This window comes from Allostigmatella hybrida, from assembly GCF_020103775.1.
Lineage (GTDB): Bacteria > Myxococcota > Myxococcia > Myxococcales > Myxococcaceae > Hyalangium > Hyalangium aurantiaca.
In genome coordinates this window covers 266,705-290,947 of the sequence record NZ_JAHXBH010000002.1, presented here as the reverse complement: position 1 = coordinate 290,947, position 24,243 = coordinate 266,705, and the positions used below count along the sequence as shown (strand labels likewise).

Annotated in this window: 21 protein-coding genes; 12 read left to right on the top strand and 9 right to left on the bottom strand. The window is 69.8% G+C overall.

The window, feature by feature from the left end:
• From KY661_RS06475 to KY661_RS06440, 8 genes are all read left to right on the top strand, one after another.
• Window positions 1–957: a UDP-glucuronic acid decarboxylase family protein gene (locus KY661_RS06475; RefSeq protein ID WP_225409371.1), complete on the top strand. Its 957-nt coding sequence runs from the start codon at window positions 1–3 to the stop codon at window positions 955–957.
• 51 nt (window positions 958–1,008) lie between these two features.
• Window positions 1,009–1,953 carry an NAD-dependent epimerase/dehydratase family protein gene (locus KY661_RS06470; RefSeq protein ID WP_225409370.1) on the top strand — a complete coding sequence of 315 codons (945 nt, stop codon included), beginning with the start codon at window positions 1,009–1,011 and terminating at the stop codon, window positions 1,951–1,953.
• 138 nt (window positions 1,954–2,091) lie between these two features.
• Window positions 2,092–3,903, top strand: coding sequence for a translation elongation factor 4 (gene lepA / locus KY661_RS06465; protein ID WP_225409369.1), 1,812 nt, complete (start codon window positions 2,092–2,094; stop codon window positions 3,901–3,903).
• A gap of 3 nt (window positions 3,904–3,906) precedes the next feature.
• Entirely contained in the window at window positions 3,907–5,142 is a 1,236-nt protein-coding gene (gene lepB, locus KY661_RS06460; RefSeq protein WP_225409368.1) for a signal peptidase I, read from the top strand.
• A gap of 59 nt (window positions 5,143–5,201) precedes the next feature.
• Window positions 5,202–6,092 (top strand): aspartate carbamoyltransferase catalytic subunit, encoded by an 891-nt coding sequence (locus tag KY661_RS06455; protein ID WP_225409367.1) that lies wholly within the window; start codon window positions 5,202–5,204, stop codon window positions 6,090–6,092.
• Window positions 6,089–7,393: a dihydroorotase gene (locus tag KY661_RS06450; RefSeq protein ID WP_225409366.1), complete on the top strand. Its 1,305-nt coding sequence runs from the start codon at window positions 6,089–6,091 to the stop codon at window positions 7,391–7,393. The genes KY661_RS06455 and KY661_RS06450 overlap by 4 nt, the downstream gene beginning before the upstream one ends.
• Window positions 7,390–8,505, top strand: coding sequence for a glutamine-hydrolyzing carbamoyl-phosphate synthase small subunit (gene carA, locus KY661_RS06445; RefSeq protein WP_225409365.1), 1,116 nt, complete (start codon window positions 7,390–7,392; stop codon window positions 8,503–8,505). The genes KY661_RS06450 and carA overlap by 4 nt, the downstream gene beginning before the upstream one ends.
• 19 nt (window positions 8,506–8,524) lie before the next feature.
• A complete protein-coding gene (locus KY661_RS06440) occupies window positions 8,525–9,196 on the top strand; it encodes a hypothetical protein (protein ID WP_225409364.1) in 672 nt (223 codons plus the stop codon).
• A gap of 30 nt (window positions 9,197–9,226) precedes the next feature.
• Here KY661_RS06440 and pyk read toward each other — a convergent pair whose 3' ends face one another.
• The 3 genes from pyk to KY661_RS06425 all read right to left on the bottom strand — a co-directional run bounded on the left by pyk (window position 9,227) and on the right by KY661_RS06425 (window position 11,990).
• Window positions 9,227–10,627, bottom strand: coding sequence for a pyruvate kinase (gene pyk / locus KY661_RS06435; RefSeq protein ID WP_225409363.1), 1,401 nt, complete (start codon window positions 10,625–10,627; stop codon window positions 9,227–9,229).
• Window positions 10,628–10,833: 206 nt separating this feature from the next.
• The gene (locus KY661_RS06430) at window positions 10,834–11,529 is read right to left on the bottom strand and encodes a bifunctional nuclease family protein (protein ID WP_398577147.1); all 696 of its coding nucleotides are present in this window, start codon (window positions 11,527–11,529) and stop codon (window positions 10,834–10,836) included.
• Window positions 11,530–11,627: 98 nt separating this feature from the next.
• On the bottom strand, window positions 11,628–11,990 hold the full coding sequence (locus KY661_RS06425; protein WP_225409362.1) for a hypothetical protein: 363 nt from the start codon (window positions 11,988–11,990) through the stop codon (window positions 11,628–11,630).
• A 73-nt stretch (window positions 11,991–12,063) separates the two neighbouring features.
• Here KY661_RS06425 and KY661_RS06420 point away from each other — a divergent pair, with 73 nt between their 5' ends.
• A complete protein-coding gene (locus KY661_RS06420) occupies window positions 12,064–13,878 on the top strand; it encodes an AMP-dependent synthetase/ligase (RefSeq protein WP_225409361.1) in 1,815 nt (604 codons plus the stop codon).
• A gap of 75 nt (window positions 13,879–13,953) precedes the next feature.
• Here KY661_RS06420 and KY661_RS06415 read toward each other — a convergent pair whose 3' ends face one another.
• The 6 genes from KY661_RS06415 to KY661_RS06390 form a co-directional block, all read right to left on the bottom strand.
• A complete protein-coding gene (locus tag KY661_RS06415; protein WP_225409360.1) occupies window positions 13,954–15,255 on the bottom strand; it encodes a citrate synthase in 1,302 nt (433 codons plus the stop codon).
• 84 nt (window positions 15,256–15,339) lie between these two features.
• Complete coding sequence (locus KY661_RS06410) at window positions 15,340–16,602, bottom strand: 3-phosphoshikimate 1-carboxyvinyltransferase (protein ID WP_225409359.1); 1,263 nt, start codon at window positions 16,600–16,602, stop codon at window positions 15,340–15,342.
• Complete coding sequence (locus KY661_RS06405) at window positions 16,599–17,675, bottom strand: 3-dehydroquinate synthase (protein ID WP_225409358.1); 1,077 nt, start codon at window positions 17,673–17,675, stop codon at window positions 16,599–16,601. The genes KY661_RS06410 and KY661_RS06405 overlap by 4 nt, the downstream gene beginning before the upstream one ends.
• A complete protein-coding gene (gene aroC, locus KY661_RS06400; RefSeq protein WP_225409357.1) occupies window positions 17,672–18,691 on the bottom strand; it encodes a chorismate synthase in 1,020 nt (339 codons plus the stop codon). Before aroC ends, KY661_RS06405 begins: the two co-directional genes overlap by 4 nt.
• Window positions 18,688–19,929, bottom strand: a complete 1,242-nt coding sequence (locus KY661_RS06395) for a shikimate dehydrogenase (protein ID WP_225409356.1) — start codon at window positions 19,927–19,929, stop codon at window positions 18,688–18,690. Before KY661_RS06395 ends, aroC begins: the two co-directional genes overlap by 4 nt.
• On the bottom strand, window positions 19,926–20,525 hold the full coding sequence (locus KY661_RS06390) for a shikimate kinase (protein ID WP_075010864.1): 600 nt from the start codon (window positions 20,523–20,525) through the stop codon (window positions 19,926–19,928). Before KY661_RS06390 ends, KY661_RS06395 begins: the two co-directional genes overlap by 4 nt.
• Before the next feature lie 174 nt (window positions 20,526–20,699).
• On the opposite strand from KY661_RS06390, the gene menD reads away from it, so the two are divergent.
• The 3 genes from menD to KY661_RS06375 are packed head-to-tail and all read left to right on the top strand — an operon-like array spanning window position 20,700 to window position 24,237.
• Complete coding sequence (gene menD, locus KY661_RS06385) at window positions 20,700–22,457, top strand: 2-succinyl-5-enolpyruvyl-6-hydroxy-3-cyclohexene-1-carboxylic-acid synthase (protein WP_225409355.1); 1,758 nt, start codon at window positions 20,700–20,702, stop codon at window positions 22,455–22,457.
• Window positions 22,448–23,293 (top strand): 2-succinyl-6-hydroxy-2,4-cyclohexadiene-1-carboxylate synthase, encoded by an 846-nt coding sequence (gene menH, locus KY661_RS06380; RefSeq protein ID WP_225409354.1) that lies wholly within the window; start codon window positions 22,448–22,450, stop codon window positions 23,291–23,293. The genes menD and menH overlap by 10 nt, the downstream gene beginning before the upstream one ends.
• Window positions 23,290–24,237, top strand: a complete 948-nt coding sequence (locus tag KY661_RS06375) for a 1,4-dihydroxy-2-naphthoate polyprenyltransferase (protein WP_263436745.1) — start codon at window positions 23,290–23,292, stop codon at window positions 24,235–24,237. Before menH ends, KY661_RS06375 begins: the two co-directional genes overlap by 4 nt.
• The last annotated feature ends 6 nt before the right edge of the window (window positions 24,238–24,243 follow it).

Genomic DNA, 24,243 nt, shown 5'->3' with positions numbered 1-24,243 from the left:
ATGCAAGGCAAGCGGGCGGTGGTGCTTGGGGGCGCGGGCTTCGTGGGCTCTCACCTGTGTGAGCGGCTCCTGGACGATGGGGCCGCGGTGGTGGCCGTGGACAACTTCCTCACCGGGGCGGAGGAGAACCTGCGCACCCTGCGCGGGCGGCCGGGCTTCGAGTTCGTGCGGCAGGACATCGTGGAGGGGCTGCGGGTCGAGGGTCCGGTGGATTACGTCTTCAACATGGCCTCGCCGGCCTCTCCCATCGACTACGCGCAGTTGCCGCTGGAGACGCTGCGGGTGGGCTCGCTGGGCACGGAGAACGCGCTGAAGCTGGCCGAGGCCCGGGGCGCGGTCTTCCTCCAGGCCTCCACCTCCGAGGTGTACGGGGATCCGCTGGTTCACCCCCAGCACGAGGGCTACTACGGCAACGTGAACCCCATCGGGCCGCGCGCGGTGTACGACGAGGCCAAGCGCTACGCGGAGGCCCTCACCTCGGCCTATGCGCGCGTCCGCGGCGTCCAGACGCGCATCGTGCGCATCTTCAATACCTACGGGCCCCGGATGCGGCTGAAGGACGGCCGGGTGGTGCCCGCCTTCGTGGGCCAGGCCCTGCGCGGCGAGGACTTCACCGTCTTCGGGGATGGCACACAGACGCGCTCTTTCTGCTACGTGAAGGATCTGGTGGACGGGCTGGTGCGGCTGGCGCGCTCGGACGTGACGGAGCCGGTGAACATCGGCAACCCCCGGGAGATGACCATTCTCCAGTTCGCCGAGGCCGTGCGGGCCGCCGCGGGTGGAGGGGGGAAAATCATCCACCAGCCCCTGCCGCAGAACGATCCGAAGCAGCGGCAGCCGGACATCACCCGGGCCCGGACGCTCTTGGGCTGGGAGCCGAAGGTGCCCCTGGAAGAGGGTCTGCGGGAGACGATTTCATACTTCCGCACCATTGCCGGGGACCGGGGTGCTCCTTAAGTTGCGGCGAATTTCCAAGCGGAGCCACCGGAGCGTGGCGGGAGTGTCAGTGTGAAAGTCCTGGTGACGGGTGGAGCGGGATTCATCGGCTCGCACGTGAGTGATGAATTCCTGCGGGCGGGTCACGAGGTGATTGCCCTCGACAACTTGTCGAGCGGAAAGCGCGAGAACCTGGACCCCAAGGTCCGGCTGGTAGAGCTGGACATCCGAAGCCCCGAGGCCGCGGCCCTCATCCGGTCCGAGCGCCCGGAGATCATCTGCCACCTGGCGGCGCAGATGGATGTGCGCCGCAGCGTGGAGGACCCGCGCTTCGACGCGGACGCGAACATCCTGGGCATGCTCAACCTGCTGGAGGCCGCGCGCTCCTCCGGGGTGAAGAAGGTCATCTTCAGCTCCACCGGCGGCGCCATCTACGGCGAGCAGGACGTCTTCCCGGCCCCCGAGTCGCATGCGACACGGCCCATCTCGCCCTACGGCGTCTCCAAGGCGGCCGGCGAGCTGTACCTGGGCTACTACCGCGCCCAGTACGGGCTGGCCTACGTGGCCCTGCGGTACGCCAATGTGTACGGCCCCCGGCAGAATCCCCACGGGGAGGCGGGCGTGGTGGCCATCTTCAGCCAGCGCCTGGGCGCGGGCCGGGACTGCACCATCTACGGCGACGGCGGGCAGACGCGGGACTTCGTCTTCGGGCCGGACGTCGCCCGGGCCAACCTCCTGGCCTGCGAGAAGGACTATGTGGGCGCGGTGAACATCGGCACCGGCGTAGAGACGGACATCAACCGGCTCTACGCGCTGCTGGCGGGCGCGGCGGGCGCCGACACCCGGGCCCAGCACGCCCCGGGCAAGCCCGGCGAGCAGCGCCGCTCCTGCATCGACGCCAGCCTGGCCCGGAAGGTGCTCGGGTGGGAGCCCAGTGTGGGGCTCGCCGAGGGGCTGCGCCGGACGCTGGAGTACTTCCGCACCGCGCCCCAGGGTGGCACCCGCGCCGCGGGGTAGGCGCCGAGTGACCGCTTCCTGACCGGACGGCCGTTCCCGCGGCCTTCCGGAGGGCTGGCGGACGCGCGGATGCGTGGATTTTCGCTGGGTTCGGTGTTACTGACGCGCGCTTCGACCCAGCGACGAGCCCTCCACGCCATGCCGGCCGACAACGCCCACATCCGTAACTTCTGCATCATTGCCCACATTGACCATGGCAAGTCGACGCTGGCGGACCGCCTCCTCGAGAAGACGGGGACGCTGACCAAGCGCGAGGCCCAGGCGCAGTTCCTGGACAACATGGACATCGAGCGGGAGCGGGGCATCACCATCAAGGCCCAGTCCGTCCGGATGACCTACAAGGCCAAGGACGGCCAGCAGTACGTTCTGAACCTCATCGACACGCCGGGGCACGTGGACTTCGCCTACGAGGTCAGCCGCTCGCTGGCCGCCTGCGAGGGCTGTCTGCTCGTGGTGGACGCCAGCCAGGGCGTGGAGGCCCAGACGCTCGCCAACGTCTACATGGCGCTGGACCACAACCTCGAAATCATCCCGGTCATCAACAAGATCGACCTGCCGAGCGCGGACGTGGCGCGCACCCGCGAGGAGATCGAGGACGTCATCGGCATCGACGCCTCGATTGCGGTGCCGGCCTCCGCCAAGGAGGGCATTGGCATCGAGGACATCCTCGAGGCGGTGGTGCAGCGGATTCCCCCTCCGCAGGGCGAGCCTTCCGCCCCGCTCAAGGCGCTCATCTTCGACAGCTGGTATGACAACTACCGCGGTGTGGTGACGCTGGTGCGCGTGCTGGAGGGCACGCTCAAGCTCAAGCAGAAGATCAAGCTGTGGAGCAACAACAAGGTCTTCGAGGTGCAGGAGCTGGGCGTGTTCAGCCCCTTCTCCCGGCCGGTGCAGCAGCTGATGGCGGGCGAGGTGGGCGTGCTCGTCGCCAACATCAAGGAGCTGCAGGACGCCAAGGTCGGTGACACCGTCACCGAGGAAGCGCGCACCACGGAGGCTCCCTTCCCAGGCTTCAAGGAAGTGAAGCCCATGGTGTTCAGCGGCATCTTCCCGGTGGACTCCGCCGACTACGAGGGGCTGCGCGACGCGCTGGGCAAGCTGAAGCTCAACGACTCGGCGTTCACCTACGAGCCCGAGTCCTCCACGGCGCTGGGCTTCGGGTTCCGGTGTGGCTACCTGGGCCTGCTGCACATGGAGATCGTCCAGGAGCGCCTGGAGCGCGAGTACAACCTGAACCTCATCACCACGGCGCCCTCGGTGGTGTACCGCATCACCAGCGGCAAGGGCGAGGTGATGCTCATCGACAACCCGGCGAAGCTGCCGCCGGTGCAGAACATCGAGAAGTTCGAGGAGCCCCTCCTCACCTGTCACATCCACGTGCCCAACGAGCACCTGGGCGCCATCCTCAAGCTGTGCCAGGAGCGGCGCGGGGTGCAGAAGGACATGAAGTACCTGGGCTCCAGCGGCCAGCGCGTGCAGGTGACGTACGCCATGCCCCTGGCGGAAGTGGTGTTCGACTTCTTCGACAAGCTCAAGAGCGTCTCCCGCGGCTACGCGAGCCTCGACTACGAGCTGGCCGGCTACGAGGAGGCGGAGCTGGCCCGGCTGGACATCCTCATCAACGGGGAGCCGGTGGATGCGCTGAGCGTCATCGTCCACCGCGAGCGCGCGTACCTGCGCGGCCGCGAGGTGTGCCAGAAGCTCAAGGAAGTGATTCCCAAGCAAATGTACGAGGTGGCCATCCAGGCGGCGATCGGTGCCAAGGTCATCGCCCGGGAGACGATCTCCGCCATGCGAAAGAACGTGCTCGCCAAGTGCTACGGCGGCGACATCAGCCGCAAGCGCAAGCTCCTGGAGAAGCAGAAAGAGGGCAAGAAGCGCATGAAGCAGGTGGGCACGGTGGAGATCCCCCAGGAAGCCTTCCTCGCGGTCCTCAAGACGGAGGAGTAGTCGATGACCGCAGCGACCACGCCGCTGAAGCCGGGGGAGGCGATGGCCGCCCGCCGGACGCCTGAGCAGCTCAAGGCCCGCCGCCTGCTCCACTGGCGGCAGATGCTCACCAGCCTCTGGGCGCCGCTCACGCTGGTGGGACTCGCCTTCATCCCCTACCTGTTCCTCATCGAGTACGTGCCGTCCTCGGCTTCCTGGGCCAAGCCGCTGATGCAGTACTTCGCGCTGGCCATGTTCCTGAGCTGGGTGGTGCTGCTCACCTGGCGTGCCGCCTCGCCGCGCGAGCGCATGCTGCGCAAGCTCCGCGCCGAGGCGCGCGAGCTGGAGCTGGAGTCCGCGCGCATCTTCCAGCGCTTTCCCAGCAAGGTGACGCCCCAGGCCTCCGAGCGCATCACCGAGCAGGCGCTGCGCGTGGAGGATGCCTCGCTGGCCGGGGATGCGCTGCGGCTGGAGAAAGAGGTGAAGGCGCTCGATGCGCTCCAGGAGGAGCACCTGGGCGCCTACCGCAAGCAGTCCGGGTGGGACACGTTCTCGGGCTTCGCCAAGGCGCTGACCATCGCGCTGCTCATCCGCACCATCTTCATCGAGCCCTACCGCATCCCTTCCGGCTCCATGCTCCCGACGCTGGAGATTGGCGATCAGGTCTTCGTCAACAAGTTCATCTACGGGGTGCGCATCCCGTTCCTCAACAAGGTGCCCTTCCAGATCGTCCGGGCCCCGGCGCGCGGGGACGTCATCGTCTTCAACAACCCGCTGATGCCCGACAAGGACTTCATCAAGCGCGTCATCGGCATCCCGGGGGACCGGGTGGAGATCATCCGCCAGGTCATCCACATCAACGGCGTGCCGCAGCCGCGCACCCTGGTGAGCCGGGACTTCGTGGTGCACAACCAGACCGAAGGCCAGTGGTCGGACGAGTCGCTGGTGCTGTACCGGGAGAACCTGGGGGGCGTGGAGCACGCCGCGCTGGATGATCCCTACCGCTCGACCGACGAGGTGGACCGGGGCCCCTTCATCGTCCCCGAGGGCGAGGTCTTCGTCATGGGCGACAACCGGGACAACAGCTCCGACAGCCGCGTGGGCTTTGGCGTCACCGGCCGGCCCGCCTACGTGCCCTTTGGCTACATCAAGGGCAAGGCCATGGTGGTGTGGGTGACCTTCGGCTACGACGGCCTGTTCAGCAGCCTGTTTGGCGGCACCGGCCTGCGGCTGGAGCGGTTCTTCGAGCCGGTGCGATGAGGCAAGTCCTCGTGCTTGACGCACCCCGGCGGCGCTGCTAACGCGCGGCCCCGGTCTTTATGCGACACCTTCTCGGAATCGAAGGCTGGCGGCGCGCGGACATCGAAGCGCTGCTGGATCGGGCCGAAGCCCACCTGCCCGGTGGCTCGGCGAGCTCCTCCGTCCTCCAGGGGCGGGTGGTGGCCAACGTTTTCTTCGAGGACTCCACCCGGACGCGCACCTCGTTTGAAATGGCCGCCAAGACGCTGGGCGCCGAGGTGCTCAACTGGACGGCCCAGGGCTCCTCGGTCTCCAAGGGGGAGACGCTGCTGGACACCGTGCGCAACATCGAGGCCACGGGCCCGGTGGCGCTCATCATCCGGCACCGCTCCTCGGGGGCGCCCCACCTGGTGGCCCGCCACGTGCGCTGCGCCGTCATCAACGCAGGCGACGGCACCCACGAGCACCCCTCCCAGGCCCTGCTGGATGCCTTCACCCTGCGGCGTCACTGGGGACGGCTGGATGGGCGCACGGTGCTCATCGTCGGCGACATCCTGCACAGCCGCGTGGCGCGCTCGAACATCCTGTGCCTCAAGGCGCTGGGGGCGCGCGTGGTGGTCTGCGGGCCGCCCACGCTCATCCCCGTGGGCATCGAGCAGTTGGGTGCCGAGGTGGTCCTGCACCTGGACAAGGTGCTGCCCCAGGCGGACGCCGTCATGTGCCTGCGCCTGCAGACCGAGCGCCAGTCGGAGTCCTTCTTCCCGTCTACCCGCGAGTTCTCGCGCCTCTATGGGCTCAACGCGGCCCGGGCAGGCCAGATGAAGGCGGGGGCGCTCGTCATGCACCCGGGGCCCATCAACCGCGGAATCGAGCTGGCCCCGGCGGTGGCGGATGGGGCCCGCAGCGTCATCCTCGAGCAGGTGGCCAATGGGGTCGCCGTGCGCCGGGCCATCCTGGAGGTGTGCGTGTGAGTTCCCCCGTTCTCTTCCGCCGCGGGCGGGTCATCGATCCGCGCAACTACGTGGACAGCGTGCGCGATGTGCTCGTGCGCGACGGTGTGGTCGCCGAGGTGTCCGAGGCCCCGCTGCAGGTGCCCGGCGCGCAGGTGGTGGAGGCGCAGGGGCGCTGGGTGCTCCCGGGCTTCATCGATCTGCACGTCCACCTGCGCGAGCCGGGCGAGGAGGGGAAGGAGACCATCCTCACGGGCTGCCGGGCGGCGGTGGCCGGCGGCTTCACCGGCATTGTGGCCATGCCCAACACCAAGCTGGTGAACGACAGCTCGCTGGTGACGGAGCTGGTGCTCTCGCGCGCCCGGGCCGCCAACCTCTGCCACGTGTATCCCGCTGGGGCCATCACCAAGGGGCTCAAGGGCGAGGAGATGGCGGAGATGGGCGAGCTGGTCTCCGCCGGCTGCGTCTGCATCACCGACGATGGCCGCCCGGTGATGAACGCCGGGCTCATGCGGCGGGCGCTCCAGTACGCCCGGCTCTTCGACTTGCCCGTCATGGTCCACGAGGAGGACCTGACGCTGTCGGGCAAGGGGGCGATGACCGAAGGGCCCACCGCCACGCGCCTGGGGCTGCTGCCCATTCCGCCCTCCGCCGAGGTGGCCATGGTGGCGAGGGACTTGGTCCTGCTGGAGGAGACGGGGGGCCGGCTGCACATCGCCCACGTCTCGTGCGAGGGCAGCGTGCGCCTGCTGCGCGAGGCCAAGCGGCGCGGCCTGCAGGTGACGTCCGAAGTCACCCCGCACCACTTCATCCTCGATGACACGGCGGTGGGGGAGTACGACACCCACGCGAAGATGAACCCGCCGCTGCGCCTGCGCCGGGACGTGGAGGCGCTGCGCGAGGCGCTGGCCGACGGCACCATCGAGGCCATCGCCACGGACCATGCGCCCCACGGCGTGCTCGACAAGCAGGTGGAGTTCGACAAGGGCATCAACGGCGTGGTGGGGCTGGAGACGGCCCTGGGCCTCACGCTGGCCCTGGTCCACGAAGGCGTGCTGAGCCCCCGCCGGGCGGTGGAGCTGCTCACGGATGGCCCCGCCAAAGCATTCGGGCTGCCAGGCGGTCACTTGAAGCCTGGCGCTCCAGCGGACATCACCCTCGTCGATCCCGAGGCGAAGTGGACGGTGGACGCCGAGCGGTTTTTCTCCAAGAGTCGGAATACCCCCTTCCATGGCCGCTCGCTCAAGGGCCGCGTCGTCCAGACGTGGGTGGGGGGACGCTGTGTCTTCGAAGCCGGTGAGATCAAGGAGTCGCGGTCATGAAAAAGGCGGTACTCGTTCTGGCGGATGGGACCGTCTTCGAGGGGCGCGCGTTCGGCGCCCGCGGAGAGACCCTCGGCGAGGTGGTCTTCAACACCTCGATGATGGGCTATCAGGAGATCCTCACGGACCCCTCCTACGTCGGCCAGATCGTCACCATGGCCTACCCGGAGATGGGCAACGTGGGGACGAACCCCGAGGACGAAGAGGCGGGCAAGCCGCACGCGGTGGGCATGGTGGTGCGCATGCTCTCGGAGAAGTCCTCCAACTGGCGCGCCCAGGAGACGCTGGATGCGTACCTGAAGCGCCACGGCGTGGCCGGCATCGAGGGCGTGGACACCCGCCGGCTCGTGCGGCACCTGCGCCTGCACGGCGCGCAGCAGGGCATCATCTCCAGTGAGAACCACACCGTGGCGGCGCTCACCGAGCGCGCCCGGAACGCCCCCGGCATGGAGGGCATGGACCTGGCCACGGGCGTTTCCACCAAAGAGCCCTACACCTTCACCACGCCCTCCCAGGACGTGTTCGGCGGCGCGCAGGCCCCCGCGCCCACGCCCCGCTTCGACGTGGTGGCGTACGACTACGGGCTCAAGCGCTCCATGTTGCAGTTCCTGGTGGATGAGGGCTGCCGGGTGACGGTGGTGCCCGCGAACACCACCGCCGAGCAGGTGCTCGCGCGCAAGCCGCACGGCGTCTTCCTGGCCAACGGCCCCGGGGATCCGGCCGCCGTGAAGGGCGCGGACCGCACCGTGGCGAACCTGCTCGGCAAGGTGCCCGTGTTCGGCATCTGCCTGGGGCACCAGATCCTCGCCCTGGCGCTGGGCGGACGGACGTACAAGATGAAGTTCGGCCACCGCGGCGCCAACCAGCCCGTGAAGGACCTGACGACGGGCAAGGTGGAGATCACCGCCCAGAACCACGGCTTCGCCGTGGACGACGCCAGCCTGAAGGGCAAGGCCGTCGTCACCCACATCAACCTCAATGACGGCACCGTGGAGGGGCTCCACATCCCCGACGCGCGGGCCTTCAGCGTACAGTACCACCCCGAGTCCTCGCCGGGACCGCACGACGCGCGCTACCTGTTCGCGCGCTTCGCCAAGCTGATGGCTCAGTAGGTAGGATTGCCCGCGCTCCATGGACGCCTCCACTACCGTCTCACCGCTGTCGTATCAGCCGTACCTGGATCAGCTCACCGCCTTCGGCAGCGAGGAGCCCCGCAAGGCGGACCTGCTCGAAGCCAAGGCGGAGTACTTCCGCCTCACCGGCGAGGTGTTCGAGGACGACAAGCTCTTCGAGCTGCGCATGGCGTCCTTCCTGGACTTCTACCTGTATGACCGCGTCTCCCCGCTCACGGGGAAGACGCCCGCGGTGGAGTTCTACGAGCAGCGGCTCCAGGCGGTGGCCCCCGAGGAGGCCAACGCCTTCCGGAGCTTCACCGAGACCGTTCACGGCCTCTTCGAGGTCCGCAAGCTGGGCAAGGGCGTCATCCGCCTGCGCGAGCTGTTCTCCGGCAAGGACTTCGACGTCACCGAGCGCCGGCACATCGCCGGCCTGGAGACGGGCGACATCCTCGAGGCCCGGCTCATCCCCTTCGGCGGGCACCTGCTGTTCTCCTCGGCCTTCTGCTACCACCCCCGGCCGGCGGTGAAGTCCATCAAGGCCGAGGTGAAGCGCCGCAAGAAGAAGCAGCCGGACAGCTCCCCCCAGGAGTTCGTCTGGGAGTGTGCCCGCCGGGCCCTCAACGTCGAGCGCTACCGGCAGATCGCCGTCGAGAAGATCTACGACTTCCAGTCGAAGATCCTGTAGGCGCCGGGAGGGGAGGCGGGCCCGCGCCCGTCAGATGCGGTGCACGGACATCATGTTCGTGCTCCCGGGCTCGTTGAGGGGCACGCCCGCCACGATGACCACGGCGGAGCCTGCCTCGCACAGCCCCTCGTCCCGGCACAGCCGGCGCACCTGCTTGAGCATGGCGTCCGTGGACTGGAGCCGGCCCACCTGCCGGCCCTGCACCCCCCAGTAGAGCGCCATGCGGTTCACCGTGTCCGCGTTCGGCGTCAGGCCGATGATGCGCGCCTTGGGCCGGAACTCGGAGATGAGCCGTGCGGTGTGCCCCCGCTCGGTGTAGGCCACGATGGTGCCGATGCCGAGCTGCTCGGCGGCGGCCACCGCCGCGGCGGCCACGCCCGTGGACAGGTCATCCGTTCCCACCCTCAGGGAGGGGCGCAGCGAGGAGCCGAGGCTCCGCTCCGTCTCCTCCACGATGCGCGCCATGGTGGCGGCCGCCTCGACAGGGTACTTGCCCGCCGCCGTCTCGCCCGAGAGCATCACCGCGTCCGCGCCATCCAGGATGGCGTTGGCCACGTCGGACACCTCGGCGCGCGTGGGCCGCACGTTGCTCACCATGCTCTCCAGCATCTCGGTGGCGACGATGACTAGGCCGCCCCGGCGGTTGACCTCCGCCACCATGCGCTTCTGGATGCCCGGCAGCTTCTCCAGCGGCATCTCCACCCCCAGGTCTCCCCGGGCCACCATCACCCCGTCGGCCGCCTCGGAGATGGCCTCCAGGTTCTCGAGCGCCTGGGGCTTTTCGATCTTCGCGATGAGCGGCGTCTTCAGCTTCGAGACGTGCTCCCGGGCCTGGTGGATGTCCTTGGCCGTGCGCACGAAGGACAGCGCCACGTAGTCCACGCCGAGCTCCTGCCCGAACGCCAGGTCCTCCGCGTCCTTCTCCGTGATGGTGGGCACCGAGATGGCGGCGCCCGGCAGGTTGAGCCCCTTGTGGTCCTTGAGCAGCCCGCCCACCTCCACGCTCGCGGTGACGTCCCGGCCCTCCACGCGCTCCACCCGGAGCCGCACCCGGCCATCGTCCAGGAGGATCATGTCGCCGCGCTTCACGTCCTTCGTGAGCGAACGGACGGGGGTGGGGATGATCGCGCCCTGGCCCAACACGGCGCGCGTCGTCACCGTCACCGTTTGGCCGGTCTGTACGAGGAGCTGGCCCCCCTCGAAGCGGCCCAGGCGGATCTTCGGCCCCTGGATGTCCTGGAGGATGGACACCGGGATGCCGAGCTTACGGGACAGCTTGCGCAGGACGCCCACGCGGCGCCGGTGGTCCTCGTAGACCCCGTGGGAGAAGTTGAGCCGCGCCACGTTCATCCCCGCGCGGATGAGGCCTTCAATGATTTCCGGGCTGTCCGAGGCAGGGCCCAAGGTGCAGACGATTTTCGCTTTGCGCATGGCCGGGCATCCTAGGCGGGGGCTCGGCTCGCTTGACAGCTTCTCGCGCCCGCTTCGGGCGCGCCGCTCCCGGGGGCGAATTTGCAAGTGGCCCTCCCAGCCCTACAATCCCGGACGCCGTTCGGACGAAAGGGCAAAGCCCGGCACCCTGGGAGGGGGGGCCGGGCTTTCCCGTTCCTGGGCGCGGGGCGCCCCGCGCGGAAGCCTTACAGGCTGATCGACGGGCTCTTCTTGGGGGCCTTCATGGGCACGGCATCCGGCTCGCCGCCGCCGCCGCTGCCGCCCACGCCGGGCATCCCCTGGTGCAGCGCTTCGATGTCGTCGCGGCTGATGCCCGCCTGCGTCAGCACCTTGCGCGTCACGCGGATGCGCGCCGAGCCGTCCAGCGCCATGGCGATGGAGTCCGCGGGCCGGGCATCCAGCTCCAGGTTCTTCTTGCCCTGCTTGATGAAGACGCGGCCCGTGTAGATGTCGCCGCGCAGGTCATCGATGCGGACCTCGGTGACGCTGGCGCCCAGCTTGTGCACCACGTCGTCGAGCAGGTCCTGGGCGAGCGGCTGGGGCGACTTCAGCTCGGCGAGCCGGAAGGCGATGGCCACGGCGGCCGACTCGTCCACGAAGATGGGCAGCACCGTCTCGCCGTCCTGGGTGGTCAGCACCACGGCGTGGGTCTGGGCCTCCACGAGCGGCACGACATCCCGGACCACGAGCTCGATGAGTTCTTTACAGAGGGCCGGGTCGTCTTCTCCCGAGGTAATACAAGGAGATTCCCCGGGGGCTTGCGTGGGGGCGGCCACCGCGGGCCGCGCCGCGAGCGCAGGGAGGAACAACAAACCACCCAGCGCCAGGGCCACGGCGGAGAGCGGAGCGAGAAACAGACTGGCGCGATGTGGTGTTTTCACCCTACCAACATGCGCACCCCCCCAGGGGCGGGGAGGGCATGGGCGAGAGCGCCGGTTCTAGCCCTGGGCCCCCGGCATGGAGGGCGGGCAGGCAGGCGTCAGCGGTCTTCTTCCTCGTCGTCGTAGTCCTCGTCGTCGTCGACGTCCTCGTCGTCGTCCTCGTCGTCCTCATCGAGGTCGTCGTCTTCGTCGCCGGTGTCCTCCTCGTCATCCTCCTCGTCGTCCTCGAGCTCGTCTTCCAGGTCCTCGGACTCGAGCGTCATGCTGACGGCGAACTTCTTGCCGAGCACGGCGATCTGGGCGCGCATTTCGGAGAGCGCCGCGACAAAGTCCTCGGAGAGGTTGGCCGGAGCTTTCGCTTCGCAGTGAGGACAGACCAGCTTTTCCGTCCCCTCGATGAGGTCCTGAGCGTCCAGCTCGAAGCTCGCCTCGCACTTCTGACAGGTGAAGTCGATGCTCATGATCGTTGCGCGGAATACATAGCCCTCCTGTCGCCTGTCAACGGTGGAGACACATCAGTAGCCTGCCGCGCCCATGGAACAGCCCAAGACGATGGTCCACGTCCTCCACGAGCAGGCCACGCGCTATCAGCACCGCCCGGCGCTGTGGAGCCGTCAGGGCGGCACCTACAGGCCCACCTCATGGCAGGACTACGCCCTGCGGGTGCGCCGCTTCGCGCTCGGCCTGAAGGCGCTGGGCTTCTCCGCCGGCGGGACGCTGGGCATCCTCAGCTTCAACCGCGAGGAGTGGCTGGTGGCGGACCTGGCCACGATGGCGCTCGGCGGGGTGCCCGTGGGGCTCTACACCAACAGCAGCGTGGAGCAGCTCGAGTACATCCTCGGCCACTGCGAGGCCGAGGTGCTCCTGGTGGAGAACGAGAAGTACCTCAAGGCCGCGCTGGTGCTGCGCGAGCGGCTGCCCCGCCTGCGCCACGTCATCGTCATGGACGCCCCGGAGCGGCTGCCGGAGGGCGTGCTGCGCTACCCGGACGTGCTGGGGCGTGGCATGGGGGTGGATGAGGGGGCCTACTGGGACGCGGTCCACGCGCTGGAGCCCCACGCCCTGGCCACCCTCATCTACACCTCGGGCACCACGGGCGCGCCCAAGGGCGTGATGCTCAGCCACACCAACCTGGTGTGGACGGCGGCGGCGGTGCTCCAGGAGGTAGGCCTCCAGGCCACCCCCACGCGCATCCTCTCCTATCTGCCGCTGTCGCACATCGCCGAGCAGATCCTCTCCCTGCACGGGCCGCTGATGGCCGGGGCGCAGGTGTACTTCGCGGACTCCGTGGACGCGATGCCGCGCAACCTCCCCGAGGTCCGCCCGACGTTCTTCTTCGGGGTTCCCCGGGTGTGGGAGAAGTTCAAGGCCAAGGCGGAGGAGGGGCTGCGGGCCCAGCCCCCGGTGCAGCAGCGCGTGGTGGCGTGGGCCCGGCGGGTGGCCTCCGAGTACCACGCGCAGACGCTGCGGGGAGAGCGGGCCTCCTCCTGGCTGGAGGCCCAGTACCGGCTGGCCCGGCGCCTCGTGTTCGCCCCCCTGCATGCGGGCATCGGCCTGGACCAGGCGGAGTTCCTCGTCACCGCGGCGGCCCCCATTGGCCGGGAGGTGCTGGAGTTCTTCGCCTCCATCGATCTCATCGTTCATGAAGTCTATGGCTCCTCCGAGCTGACGGGGCCCGCCACCCTCAACACGCGCGAGGCGACGCTGCTGGGCTCCGTGGGGCGGCCGCTGATGGGCGTGGAGCTGCGCATCGCCGAGGACGGGGAGCTGCTCCTGCGGGGCGGCAACGTGTGCCTGGGCTACTACAAGAACGAGCAGGCCACCGCGGAGCTGCTGAAGGACGGCTGGCTCCACACCGGGGACGTGGGCGCGCTGGATGGCGAGGGCTTCACCCACATCACCGGGCGGAAGAAGGAGATCATCGTCACCTCGGGCGGGAAGAAGACGGCGCCGGACAACATCGAGTCCCTGCTCAAGGCCGTGCCGCCCATCTCCCACGCGGTCGTCATCGGCGAGCGGCGCAAGTACCTGGTGGCCCTGCTGACGCTGAACCCGAAGGCCGCGCGCGCCCTGGCCCGGGAGAAGGGCTGGCCGGAGGAGCCCCACGCGCTGGCCGCCGAGCCGCGCCTGCACCAGTACCTGGAGCAGGCCCTGGCGCGGGAGGTGAACCCGAAGCTCTCCCGCTTCGAGAGCATCAAGCGCTTCGCCGTGCTCCCGGAAGACTTCTCCATCGAGTCCGGAGAGATGACGCCCACCCTCAAGGTGCGCCGCCAAGCGGTGGAGCAGAAGCACGCGGCCCTCATCGAGTCCCTCTATGCGGAGGGCAGCGGGGCCGGCGCCGAGGCCTGAGAAAAGACGAAGGGCGGGGGACCCGGAAGTCCCTCGCCCTCGGTCAACGGCGTTGAAGGGTTGGACGCGCCGGGCCTACTTGGCGGCGCGCTTGTCCATGGGGATGTACTCGCGGCGCTTGGAGCCGACGAACACCTGGCGCGGGCGGGCGATCTTCTGCTCCGGATCCTTCACCATCTCCTCCCACTGCGCGCACCAGCCCACCGTGCGGGGGATGGCGAAGAGCACGGGGAACATCTCCACCGGGAAGCCCATCGCCTCGTAGATGAGGCCCGAGTAGAAGTCGACGTTGGGGTAGAGCTTGCGCTTGACGAAGTACTCGTCCTGCAGGGCGATGCGCTCCAGCTCCAGGGCGATGTCGAGCAGCGGGTTCTTGCCCGTCACCTCGAACACCTCGTCCGCCACGCGCTTGATGACCTTGGCGCGCGGATCGTACGACTTGTAGACGCGGTGGCCGAAGCCCATCAGCTTCTTCTCGCCCTCGCCGCCCTTCACCGCCTTGATGAAGTCGGGGATCTTCGAGACGTGGCCGATCTCGCGCAGCATGCGCAGCACCGCCTCGTTGGCGCCGCCGTGCAGCGGGCCGTACAGCGCGCCGATGCCCGCGCTGACCGCCGAGTACGGGTCCACCTCGGAGGAGCCCACCGTGCGCACGGACGTGGTGGAGCAGTTCTGCTCGTGGTCCGCGTGCAGGATGAACAGCAAGTCCAGCGCGCGCTCCAGCACCGGGTGCGCCTTGTACGTGGCGGTGCCGATGCGGCGGATCATCGCCAGGAAGTTGGCCACGTAGGACAGATCGTTGTCCGGGTAGATGTACGGCAGCCCCATGCTGTGGCGGAACGAGAAGGCCGCGATGGTGGGCATCTTGGCGATGAGCCGGGTGATTTGAATGCTGCGGCTCTGCTCGTCCTTGATGCTCTTGGCGTCCGGGTAGAAGCTCGACAGCGCCGCCACCGTGGAGGCCAGCATGGACATGGGGTGCGCGTCGTAGCGGAACCCGTCCATGAACGCCTTGATGTTCTCGTGCACGTACGTGTGGTGCGTCACGAGGTGGGTGAACTGCTCCAGCTCCTTCGGGGTGGGCAGCTCCCCGTTGATGAGCAGGTGGGCCACCTCGAGGAACGAGGACTTCTCGGCCAGTTGCTCGATGGGGTAGCCCCGGTATTCCAGGATGCCCTTGTCGCCATCGATGTAGGTGATGGCGCTCTTGCAGTTGGCCGTGTTCAGGAACGCCGGGTCGTACCCCATCAGCCCGAAGTCTTCGTCACCTACCTTGATCTGCCGGAGGGCGGAGGTGCGAATACACCCGTTCTCGACCGGAACCTCGTAGGTCTTCCCGGTCCGATTGTCCGTGATGGTCAGCGTGTCCTTGGGCATGGGCGGGAGATTTCACAGGGGGCAGAGAGCTTTCAACAAAAAAGATCGTGCTTCCGCCTCCCTGGAACACTTGGGCCCAAGGGCTTACTCGGTCAGACGCACCCCGGTGCGCTCCATCTGGCGCCAGAAGCCCGGAAAGCTCTTCTCCACGCACTCGGGCCCGGTCAGTGTCAGCCGCGCCCCGGAGAGCACCGCCAGGGTCGCGGAAACCATGGCGAGCCGGTGGTCCCCGTGGCTATCCATGGAGAAATGCGCGGGGGGGGCGGCCGGGGGCGTGAGGGTGAGCGTCTCGCCGTCCAGGGTGGTGGTGCCCCCGTAGGCGGCCACCAGCGTGCGGATGCCCTCCAGCCGGTCGCTCTCCTTCACACGGAGAATACCTACATCGGTGAGGGTCGAGGGGCCGGGCAGCACGCACCCCAGGGCCGCCAGCGTGGGCAGCAGATCCGGGCACTCCTTGCCCGAGGCCACGAGCCCCGCCCGGGCCTTGCCCTCCATGCGCATGGTGAGCTCCGGCCCCGTCACGGGGGTGAGCCCCGCGGGCTGCACCAGCCGGAGGATGGCCTGGTCCGGGTGGGCGTTGCCGGGGTCCGCGCGCTCCACGCTGCCGCCCGTGCGCCAGGCGACGAGCAGCAGGTAGCCCAGGGAGGACCAGTCTCCCGGCATCGCCGGGGCGGTCTCGGGGGCCTGGTACGCCGTCACCGTGAAGCGCGAGGCGCTCTCCTCCACGGTGAAGCCGAAGCGCCGCAGCCAGGTGAGGGTCAGCTCCAGGTAGCCCGCGCTCGTCAGGGTGCCCAGGATCTCCACGCTCCAGGGGCGCCTCTCGCGCAGGAACAGCCCCGCGCAGCCCAGCAGGAGGCTGGAGGCGTACTGGCTGCTCTGGTCTCCCGGGACGCGGAAGACGGGGGCGCTGCTCGCCTCCGGGGCGTGGAGCTCCACGGGCCAGGGCTTGCCCTCGGTGAGGGTGAGCCCCTGGGGGCCGAGCGCCTCGCGCAGGGACTCGAAGAGCGCGCCGTGGGGGCGCTCGCCCAGGCGCGGGGTGCCGGTGAAGCGCACCTTCGCCCCGGGCGTCACCGCGGCCTGGGTGACGAGGATTCGGAACGGGGCCCCGCCGTCGGCGCAGTTCACGTCGCGTACGGGGCCGGGCGGCAGGCGCAGGGCCTCCACGCCGCGCTTGAGCACGCGCACGTCCGCGGGCAGGTCCGCCTCGGGCTCGGACTGGAGCGAGCGCAGGGGCCAGTGCCCGGTGAGGTGTGCGAGCACCAGGGCGCGCTGGGCGTCGGACTTGGACACCGGCGGCGTGAGGCGCGCGGCGGTGAGGTGGCTGGGGTCGAGGTGCAGCTGGCTCATGGGCGGATTCCGTTCTTCCAGGCGGACCAGAGTTGACGCCATTCGGTCTCCGGGACATCCCGGATGTCGAAGGCGCCGATGCCGGTGAGCAGGATCATGCGCAGCTCGCCCGACGTGCCCGCCTTCTTGTCGGCGGCCAGCAGGTCCACCACGTCCTTGAGGGGCGTGCGCTGGATGAGCGAGGCGATCCGGTCACGGCCCAGGATGCCCGGGCCCTGCTCCAGCGCCTGTTCGACCTGGAGCGCCACCGGCTCGGGGGTGACGCCCAGGCGCCGCCCCACGTCCAGCGCGCAGCGCATGCCCAGGCCCACCGCGTCCCCGTGGGACAGCTTGAAGCGCGACAGGCTCTCCAGCACGTGGCCGAAGCTGTGGCCGAAGTTGAGCACGCGCCGCAGGCCGCTGTGCTCGTAAGGGTCCTTCGCGCAGACGCTCTCCTTGAGCCGGCGCCCGTCCTTCACGAGCTGCTCCAGGGTGGGCGCCTGGCGCATGTACTTGCGGAAGAGCCGGCCATCGAGGCAGGCCACCATCTTCCACGCCTCGATGGCGCCCTCGCGGCGCTGGGCATCGGACAGCGAGGTGAAGAACTCGGGGCAGATCCACGCCTCGTCCGCGTAGTGGAAGACGCCCACGGGGTTCTTCACCACGTTGCCGCGCACGATCAGGTCCACGGCGCCCTTGCCGCCGAGGCTGCTGTCCACCGCGGCCAGCAGGGTGGTGGGCACCTGCACCAGCCGCACCCCGCGCTTGAGCAGGTGCGCGGCCACCGTGGCCACGTCTCCCAGGGTGCCGCCGCCAATGACGATCAGCGTCCCGGAGCGGGGCAGGGTGAGGCCGCCGGTCAGCACCTTCTCCAGCGAGGCGAAGTTCTTGGCCCGCTCGCCGCCGGTGATCTGCACGATGGCGCGGGGGTTGCGTGCCTCCAGCGCCGGGAGGAGGCCCGGGTGGTGCTTCACCACGGTGCGGTCCACCAGCGCGAGGCTTCCCTCGGGCAGACGTGCGGCGAGCTTGGAGAAGGTGCCCCACTTGTCGGTGGCGGGGCGGTAGGAACCCGGGGGAAGGGGTGTGTCGCTCATAGGGTGTGGTGACGGGCGTTCATCTGCTGGACGAGATCGGCGATGACCAGGGAGACCATGCTCTCCAGCACGGGTACCGCGCGCGGCATGATGCACGGATCATGGCGGCCACCCTTGGCGTGCTCGGCGAGCGTGGCGGGCGGCTTGAAGAAGGCGCGCAGCTGCATGGGCTCGCCGTTGGCCAGGCCCCCCTGGATGCCGCCGTAGGTGTCCTTCCGGGAGTGGAACACGCTGCCCGGCTGCTCGATGCGCGCGAGCAGGTCCGGCGGGCCCCACACGACGCCCGTGATGGCGCCCACGCTGCCCAGCGCCTGGGCGATGAGCGCCTTGAGCTTACCGAAGATGGGCTCGCCCAGCCCCACGGGCAGCCCCTCCACGCGGATGTCGATGGAGCCGCCCAGGCTGTCGCCGGCCTCCTTGGCCTCCAGGATGCGCTGGGACATCGCCTCGCGCACCGACCGGTCCGCGCAGCGCGTGGGGTGCTCGTCCACCATGGCGCGCGTGAGGCCCGGCGCGGGCACCTCGGCGACGAGGTTGCCCACCTGCGACACCCACGCCACGGTGCTCAGCTTGGGGAAGTCCCGGGCCAGGTACGCCTCGGCCACCGTGCCGCCGATGACGCGGCAGAGCGTCTCGCGGCCGCTCGTGCGTCCGCCGCCCCGGTGGTCCCGGTGCTTGTAGCGCTCGCGCCACACGGCGTCCGCGTGGCCGGGCCGGTCCTGCGTCTTGAGCTGCTCGTAGTCCCCGGAGCGCTGGTTGGTGTTGCGCACGATGGCCGCCAGCGGCGTGCCCAGCGTCTTGTCCTCGAAGACGCCCGAGAGGATCTCCACCTTGTCCGGCTCGGCGCGCGCGGTGGTGATGGCCGACTGCCCCGGGCGGCGCCGGTCGAGCGCGGCCTGGAGCATGGCGGTGGTCAACGGCACGCCCGCGGGGCAGCCGTCGATGACCGCGCCCAGGGCCGGACCGTGGCTCTCGCCGAAGGTGGTCAGACGGAAGAGGACGCCGAAGGTGTTCATGTTGCGGTCTCCCAAAGTTCGCGTTGGCGCCGGGCCTGCGCGACGAACCACGCCGCGCCCAGCATGAGCGGTGTACCGCCACGGCGGAGAATCTCCGTGGCAATGCGTCTACCAGGCGCACCGTAGGCGATCACCGCCACGCGTGCGCGATCGAAATGCAGGGATTCAGGGGGTGTCACCCGATCCGGCCAGGTCCAGATGCCCACCCCGGACAGCGGTGCGGTGATGTCGGCGCGCTTGAGCACCCGGAGGGCACATCCCACCTCCGCGGAGACCGCCCGGAGGGCGGCCGTCGAGCCCCCATCGCCCAGGACGAAGGTGTCCTGGCCGCCCAGCCGCTGCAGCACCGCGCGGGCGCCCTCCACGTCGGTGTTGAAGGACTCCCAGCGGCCGTCCCGGCGCACCAGCGTGTTGATGGCCTCCAGGGAGGAGTGGGTGTGCCGGGCCAGGCGCAGCTTGAAGGGGCTGGTGACGGCGAAGCCCGCGTAGTGGGGCAACAGCGAGTCGACGAGCGCCTCGACGGGGCCCTGCTCGGGCAGGTCAATCCGGTCGAAGGGCTGCCGGTGGATGCGCGGGGAGCGGGAGTGGGCGATGGACGTGCCCAGGATGCCGAGCCGGGCCGGGCCCCGGCGGGGGGCGCGGAAGTCGCGGAAGGCGTCATCCAGGAGCCGCTGGCCGGGGGCCGCGCTCCACTCGCCGCCCATGGCCACGTACTCCAGCACGTTGCGGCGGGAGAGCACCGCGCGGGCGGCCAGCGCGATGGCGCCCATGCCCAGCACCGTGACGCGTTCGGCACCAAAGCGCTCGATGAGCCGCGACTGCGTCTCCAGCAGCACCGCCACGTGACCGGGCTGGTCCATCGGCTCCACGTGTTTCACGAGCGCGCCCGGCGGCAGGGGACAGTCCCACAGCTTCAGGGCCTCGGCGGTGGACAGCGGCCGCTCGGCATGGTGCGAGGCGAGGAGCTTCTCGGCCGGGGCATCCAGGGAGACGGTGAGATCCCGGTCGACGTACCGCGCGGCCTTCACCCAGGCGGGGGGCAGCGGCCGACCGCGCTCGGAGACGAGCAGGGGGCCTCCCCGGCTCAGCGCCTGGGGATCCAGGTCCTCCGGCCCATGGAGGTCCGTGCGCACCTCCAGCACCTCCGCGCCCCGGCGGCGGGCCCCTTCCGCGAAGCGCACCGCGGCCTCGCCTTGGAGGGTGGGGGGCACGGTGACGACGCGCCACAGGGGCTTCATGGCGTCACCTCCCGCCAGAAGGTCCTCAGCAGATCCTCCAGCGGCACGGTGGGCACGCGGGCGTGCAGTCCCTCGCGTTCATGAAACACGGTGGAGATCTCCTCTTCCAGCGACAGGCCCGGGCGGAGTCGCGGGCGGGTGGTGTCCGCCAGCAGGCGCTCGCGGTAGGTCTCGAAGGAGACCGGGATGATCAGCGTGAAGCACCCCGTCAACGCGTCCGGGTGGTGGGAGAGGAACCCTCCGCCCACGGCCACCAGGCTCCCGGCAGGCATGCGCTGGAGCGCTTGGCGCTCGGCGGCCCGGAAGGCCTTGGGATCCTCGGCGACCCAGGTCTTCAGCACCCGGCCCGTGGTCCGCTCCAGCTCCGCGTCGAGGTCCACCCCAGGGCGGCCCAGGAGTTCCGTCATGAGCGGCAGCACCCGGGTCTTCCCGGCGGAGCGGTGGCCTGCCAGCACCACCGTCTGTTCCCGGGAGGGGAGCGCCAGGGGGCCGGGCAGCAGCAGCGCCTGACGGAGCCGGGCGTTCAGGCGCGGGTCCACGGCGTCGAGGAGTTGTTCGAGGAGAAGTCTCCGCGCTTCGGCGGACCGTTGCGGCATAGCGGTAGGATGATTCAACAGCGGGTGAAGGACCACCAGACTTCACCCGCCGTCACTGAAGCTCCGCCCAGCGGGTTCACGTGGTTTTGAACTGCGCCGGCATGTTACCGTGAGTCGAATAGAATACAATGGAGATGACACATTTCATCAGGGTGCGATTCTGAAAGGCCCGCGATGTCTGACGCGAATCTGAACCAGCTCTGGGCGCGGGTAGTACTGGAAGAGCTGTTCCGAGGAGGCGTCCGGCATGCCGTGGTCTGTCCGGGATCCCGCTCGACACCGCTCGCCCTGGCATGCCACCGGATCGACGGCCTGAAGACGTGGTCTGTCATCGACGAGCGCAGCGCGGGCTTCTTCGCGCTGGGCATTGGCAAGCGCTCGCGCACCCCGGCGGTGGTGATCGCCACCAGCGGGACGGCGGGCGCGCACTTCTATCCGGCGGTCATCGAGGCGGCGCTGTCGAACGTGCCGCTGGTGGTCCTGACCGCGGACCGGCCGCCGGAGCTGCACGGCTGGGGGGCGCCGCAGACGGTGCCCCAGGCGCGGCTGTTCGGTGAGTTCGCGCGCTTCTTCGTGGACACGCCGGTGCCCGAGGCGAGCAACGAAGTGCTGGCGCACCTGCGGGCCACTACCGCCCGGGCCGTGAGCGTGGCGCGGCGGGCGCCCCAGGGCGCGGTGCACCTCAACCTTCCGTTTCGCGAGCCCCTGGCGCCCATCCCCCAGCCCTTCGGCGCGGAGCAGCTGTCCGCCCAGGTGCTCCAGGGGCGCCCGGGCGCGCTGATGACACACATCCATCCGTCCTCCCGGCTGCCGGATGCCCGGATCCTGGAGCGCGTGCGCGAGAGCATCGCCGCCACGGAGCGCGGGCTCATCGTGTGTGGCCCCCGCGACGAGGAGGATGGCTTCGCGCAGGCCCTCGCCGCGCTGTCCCAGGCCACCGGGTATCCCATCCTCGCTGAAGCGGTCTCCCAGGCGCGCTATGGCGGAAGCGCCACGACGCTCTCCTTGTATGACGCCCTGCTGCGCCACCCGCCGTTCGCCCGGGCGCACCGGCCGGAGCTGGTGCTGCGGTTTGGCGGAGGGCTGACCCCGAAGAAGCCGCAGCAGTGGCTGGACAGCTCCGGGGCCCGCACCATCCTCTTCAGCGACGAGGGCACCCTGTTCGATCCCGCCCACCGCGCCGAGCACATCGTCGAGGGCTCGGCCGTGGCGGCGTGCGAGGCGCTCGCGCAGGGGCTCTCACGCGGATCCGGGCCCTGGGCCCAGAGCTTCTTCCACGCGGAGCAGTTGGCCCGCGGTGCGCTGGAAGCCGCCTTCGCCGAGCAGGACGAGCTGTCCGAGCCGCGCATCGCCCACGAGGTGGTGGCCTCGCTGCCCGCGGGGGCGAACCTGTTCGTCTCCAGCAGCATGCCCATCCGGGACGTGGATGCCTTCGCGCCCGCCCGGGGCGTGACGCTGCGGACCCTGGCCAACCGGGGCGCCAACGGCATCGACGGGATTGTCTCCAGCGCGCTGGGCATGTCGGTGGCCTCCGACGGGCCCTCGGTGCTGCTCGTGGGAGACCTGGCCCTCCTGCACGATGTGGGCGGCCTGCTGACCGCGCACCGCCACCACCTGCCGCTCACCGTGGTGGCCGTCAACAATGACGGGGGCGGCATCTTCTCCTTCCTCCCCATCGCGCAATCCCAGGAGCACTTCGAGGCGCTCTTCGGGACGCCCCATGGCATCGACCTGTCGCACGCGGCGGCGCTCTACGGGGCGCGGTTCCACCGGCCGGTGACGCCCGGGGCCTTGCGCGCCGCGATGGCCGAAGGGTTGAAGGGCGGGCTGCACCTGGTGGAAGTCCGCACGGACAGAACCCTCAACGTGGAGCACCATCAGCGGCTGTTCGCACGCATGGCGGCGGCCTTGGGAGACGGACCATGGGCGTGAAGCTCGCATACAGCACATGGGGCGAAGGCCCCCGGCCGCTCGTGCTTCTGCACGGCTTTACCGGCAACCGGACCTCGTTTGATCACCTGCGCCCGCTGCTCGGAAGCTCCGTGCGCGCCATCGCGGTGGATCTGCCGGGCCACGGCGAGACGCCGCTGCCCAGCAAGCCGGGCCGGGAGGGCTTCCTGGAGACGGTGGACGCGCTCATCGCGCTGCTGGACGAGCTAAAGCTGCCCTCGGTGGATCTGCTGGGCTACTCGCAAGGGGCCCGCGTGGCGCTCGCCGCGGCGGTCCGCGCGCCGCAGCGCCTGGGCCGGCTCATCCTGGAGAGCGGCTCCCCGGGCCTGCACCGGCGCCAGGAGCGCGCCGCGCGGCGGGAGTCGGACACCCAGCTCGCCTCGTTCCTGCGGACCCGGGGGGTGGATGCCTTCGTGGAGCGCTGGGAGGCGCTGCCCCTGTTCGAGGGGCTGCGGAACCTGCCCGCCCCGCAGGCCGAGTCCCTGCGCGAGCGCCGCCTGACCTGCACCGTCGAAGGACTGGCCGGGGCGCTGGCATGCCTTGGCACGGGCGAGCAGCCCGACTTCTGGCCCGCCCTGCACCGGCAGCGCGTGCCCACGCTGCTGCTCACGGGGGAGAAGGACACGAAGTTCACCGAGCTGGCGCGGAAGATGGCCTCCGAGCTCCCCGTCGTCTGGCGCCATGCCTTCACGGGATGTGGGCACGCCCCGCACCTGGAGGCGCCGGAGGCCTACGCGGGCGAAGTGCTCTCCTTCCTGCGCACTCCCTGGTACGAAGCGCCCCCGTTCGAGAGCCCCACCGACACGATCCACACATGACCGCCGATGGCCTTGCCCCGTCCCCGAGTTCTTCCGCGCCCCTTCCGTCGGGGGCGCCCCGTCCGCTGACCCCGGCCGGCGCGTGGCTGATGGCCATCCGCCCCAAGACGCTCACGGCCTCGTTGGCGCCGGTGGGGGTGGGAACAGGGCTGGCGTTCGGAATGGGCGAGGGGCGCTGGCTGCCCGCGCTCGCGGCGCTGGGGGTGGCGCTGCTGATCCAGATCGGCACCAACCTCACCAACGACTACTACGACTTCAAGAAGGGCGCGGACACGGCCGAGCGGCTGGGGCCCACGCGCGTCACCCAGAGCGGGCTCATCGCGCCGGGCAAGGTGCTGGCCGGGGCGCTGGGGTGCTTCGCGCTCGCCATCCTCGCGGGCATCTACCTGGTGATGGTGGGCGGCTGGCCCGTCGTGGCCATCGGCCTGAGCTCGGTGCTGTTTGGCTATGCGTATACCGGAGGGCCCTTTCCTCTGGCGTACCACGGGTTGGGAGATGTGTTCGTCTTCATCTACTTCGGGCTCGTGGCCGTCACGGGCACCTATTACGTCCAGGCGCTGACGGTCTACCCGGGGGCGTGGTGGGCGGCCATTCCCGTGGGGGCGCTGGGCACCGCGCTCCTGGCTGTCAACAACCTGCGGGACGTCCAGACCGACGCGAAGGCCGGCAAGCGCACGCTGGTGGTCCGGTTGGGCACGGCGGGCGGCAAGGCGGAGTACGCGCTGATGCTGGCGGTGGCCTATGCCACGCCCTTTGTCATGTTTGGATTGGGACTGGCCAGTGCCTGGGTTTTCCTGGCCCTCTTGAGCGCGCCCTTCGCCGTGGGTCCTGCGAGACTCGTTTTCGGGGCGCAAGGCTCGGCATTGAACTCAGCCTTGGGGGCAACCGCGCGCCTGCTGCTCGTGTTCGGGCTACTGTTCGCGGTGGGGCTGTGGCTGAGGTGATGACCG

Excerpts from the sequence above, each read along its gene's own strand:
- KY661_RS06475 (WP_225409371.1), top strand. The coding sequence starts at position 1 with ATGCAAGGCAAGCGGGCGGTGGTGCTTGGGGGCGCGGGCTTCGTGGGC.
- lepA (WP_225409369.1), top strand. The coding sequence starts at position 2,092 with ATGCCGGCCGACAACGCCCACATCCGTAACTTCTGCATCATTGCCCAC.
- lepB (WP_225409368.1), top strand. The coding sequence starts at position 3,907 with ATGACCGCAGCGACCACGCCGCTGAAGCCGGGGGAGGCGATGGCCGCC.
- KY661_RS06455 (WP_225409367.1), top strand. The coding sequence starts at position 5,202 with ATGCGACACCTTCTCGGAATCGAAGGCTGGCGGCGCGCGGACATCGAA.
- carA (WP_225409365.1), top strand. The coding sequence starts at position 7,390 with ATGAAAAAGGCGGTACTCGTTCTGGCGGATGGGACCGTCTTCGAGGGG.
- KY661_RS06440 (WP_225409364.1), top strand. The coding sequence starts at position 8,525 with ATGGACGCCTCCACTACCGTCTCACCGCTGTCGTATCAGCCGTACCTG.
- pyk (WP_225409363.1), bottom strand. The coding sequence starts at position 10,627 with ATGCGCAAAGCGAAAATCGTCTGCACCTTGGGCCCTGCCTCGGACAGC.
- KY661_RS06425 (WP_225409362.1), bottom strand. The coding sequence starts at position 11,990 with ATGAGCATCGACTTCACCTGTCAGAAGTGCGAGGCGAGCTTCGAGCTG.
- KY661_RS06420 (WP_225409361.1), top strand. The coding sequence starts at position 12,064 with ATGGAACAGCCCAAGACGATGGTCCACGTCCTCCACGAGCAGGCCACG.
- KY661_RS06415 (WP_225409360.1), bottom strand. The coding sequence starts at position 15,255 with ATGCCCAAGGACACGCTGACCATCACGGACAATCGGACCGGGAAGACC.
- KY661_RS06410 (WP_225409359.1), bottom strand. The coding sequence starts at position 16,602 with ATGAGCCAGCTGCACCTCGACCCCAGCCACCTCACCGCCGCGCGCCTC.
- KY661_RS06405 (WP_225409358.1), bottom strand. The coding sequence starts at position 17,675 with ATGAGCGACACACCCCTTCCCCCGGGTTCCTACCGCCCCGCCACCGAC.
- aroC (WP_225409357.1), bottom strand. The coding sequence starts at position 18,691 with ATGAACACCTTCGGCGTCCTCTTCCGTCTGACCACCTTCGGCGAGAGC.
- KY661_RS06395 (WP_225409356.1), bottom strand. The coding sequence starts at position 19,929 with ATGAAGCCCCTGTGGCGCGTCGTCACCGTGCCCCCCACCCTCCAAGGC.
- KY661_RS06390 (WP_075010864.1), bottom strand. The coding sequence starts at position 20,525 with ATGCCGCAACGGTCCGCCGAAGCGCGGAGACTTCTCCTCGAACAACTC.
- menD (WP_225409355.1), top strand. The coding sequence starts at position 20,700 with ATGTCTGACGCGAATCTGAACCAGCTCTGGGCGCGGGTAGTACTGGAA.
- menH (WP_225409354.1), top strand. The coding sequence starts at position 22,448 with ATGGGCGTGAAGCTCGCATACAGCACATGGGGCGAAGGCCCCCGGCCG.
- KY661_RS06375 (WP_263436745.1), top strand. The coding sequence starts at position 23,290 with ATGACCGCCGATGGCCTTGCCCCGTCCCCGAGTTCTTCCGCGCCCCTT.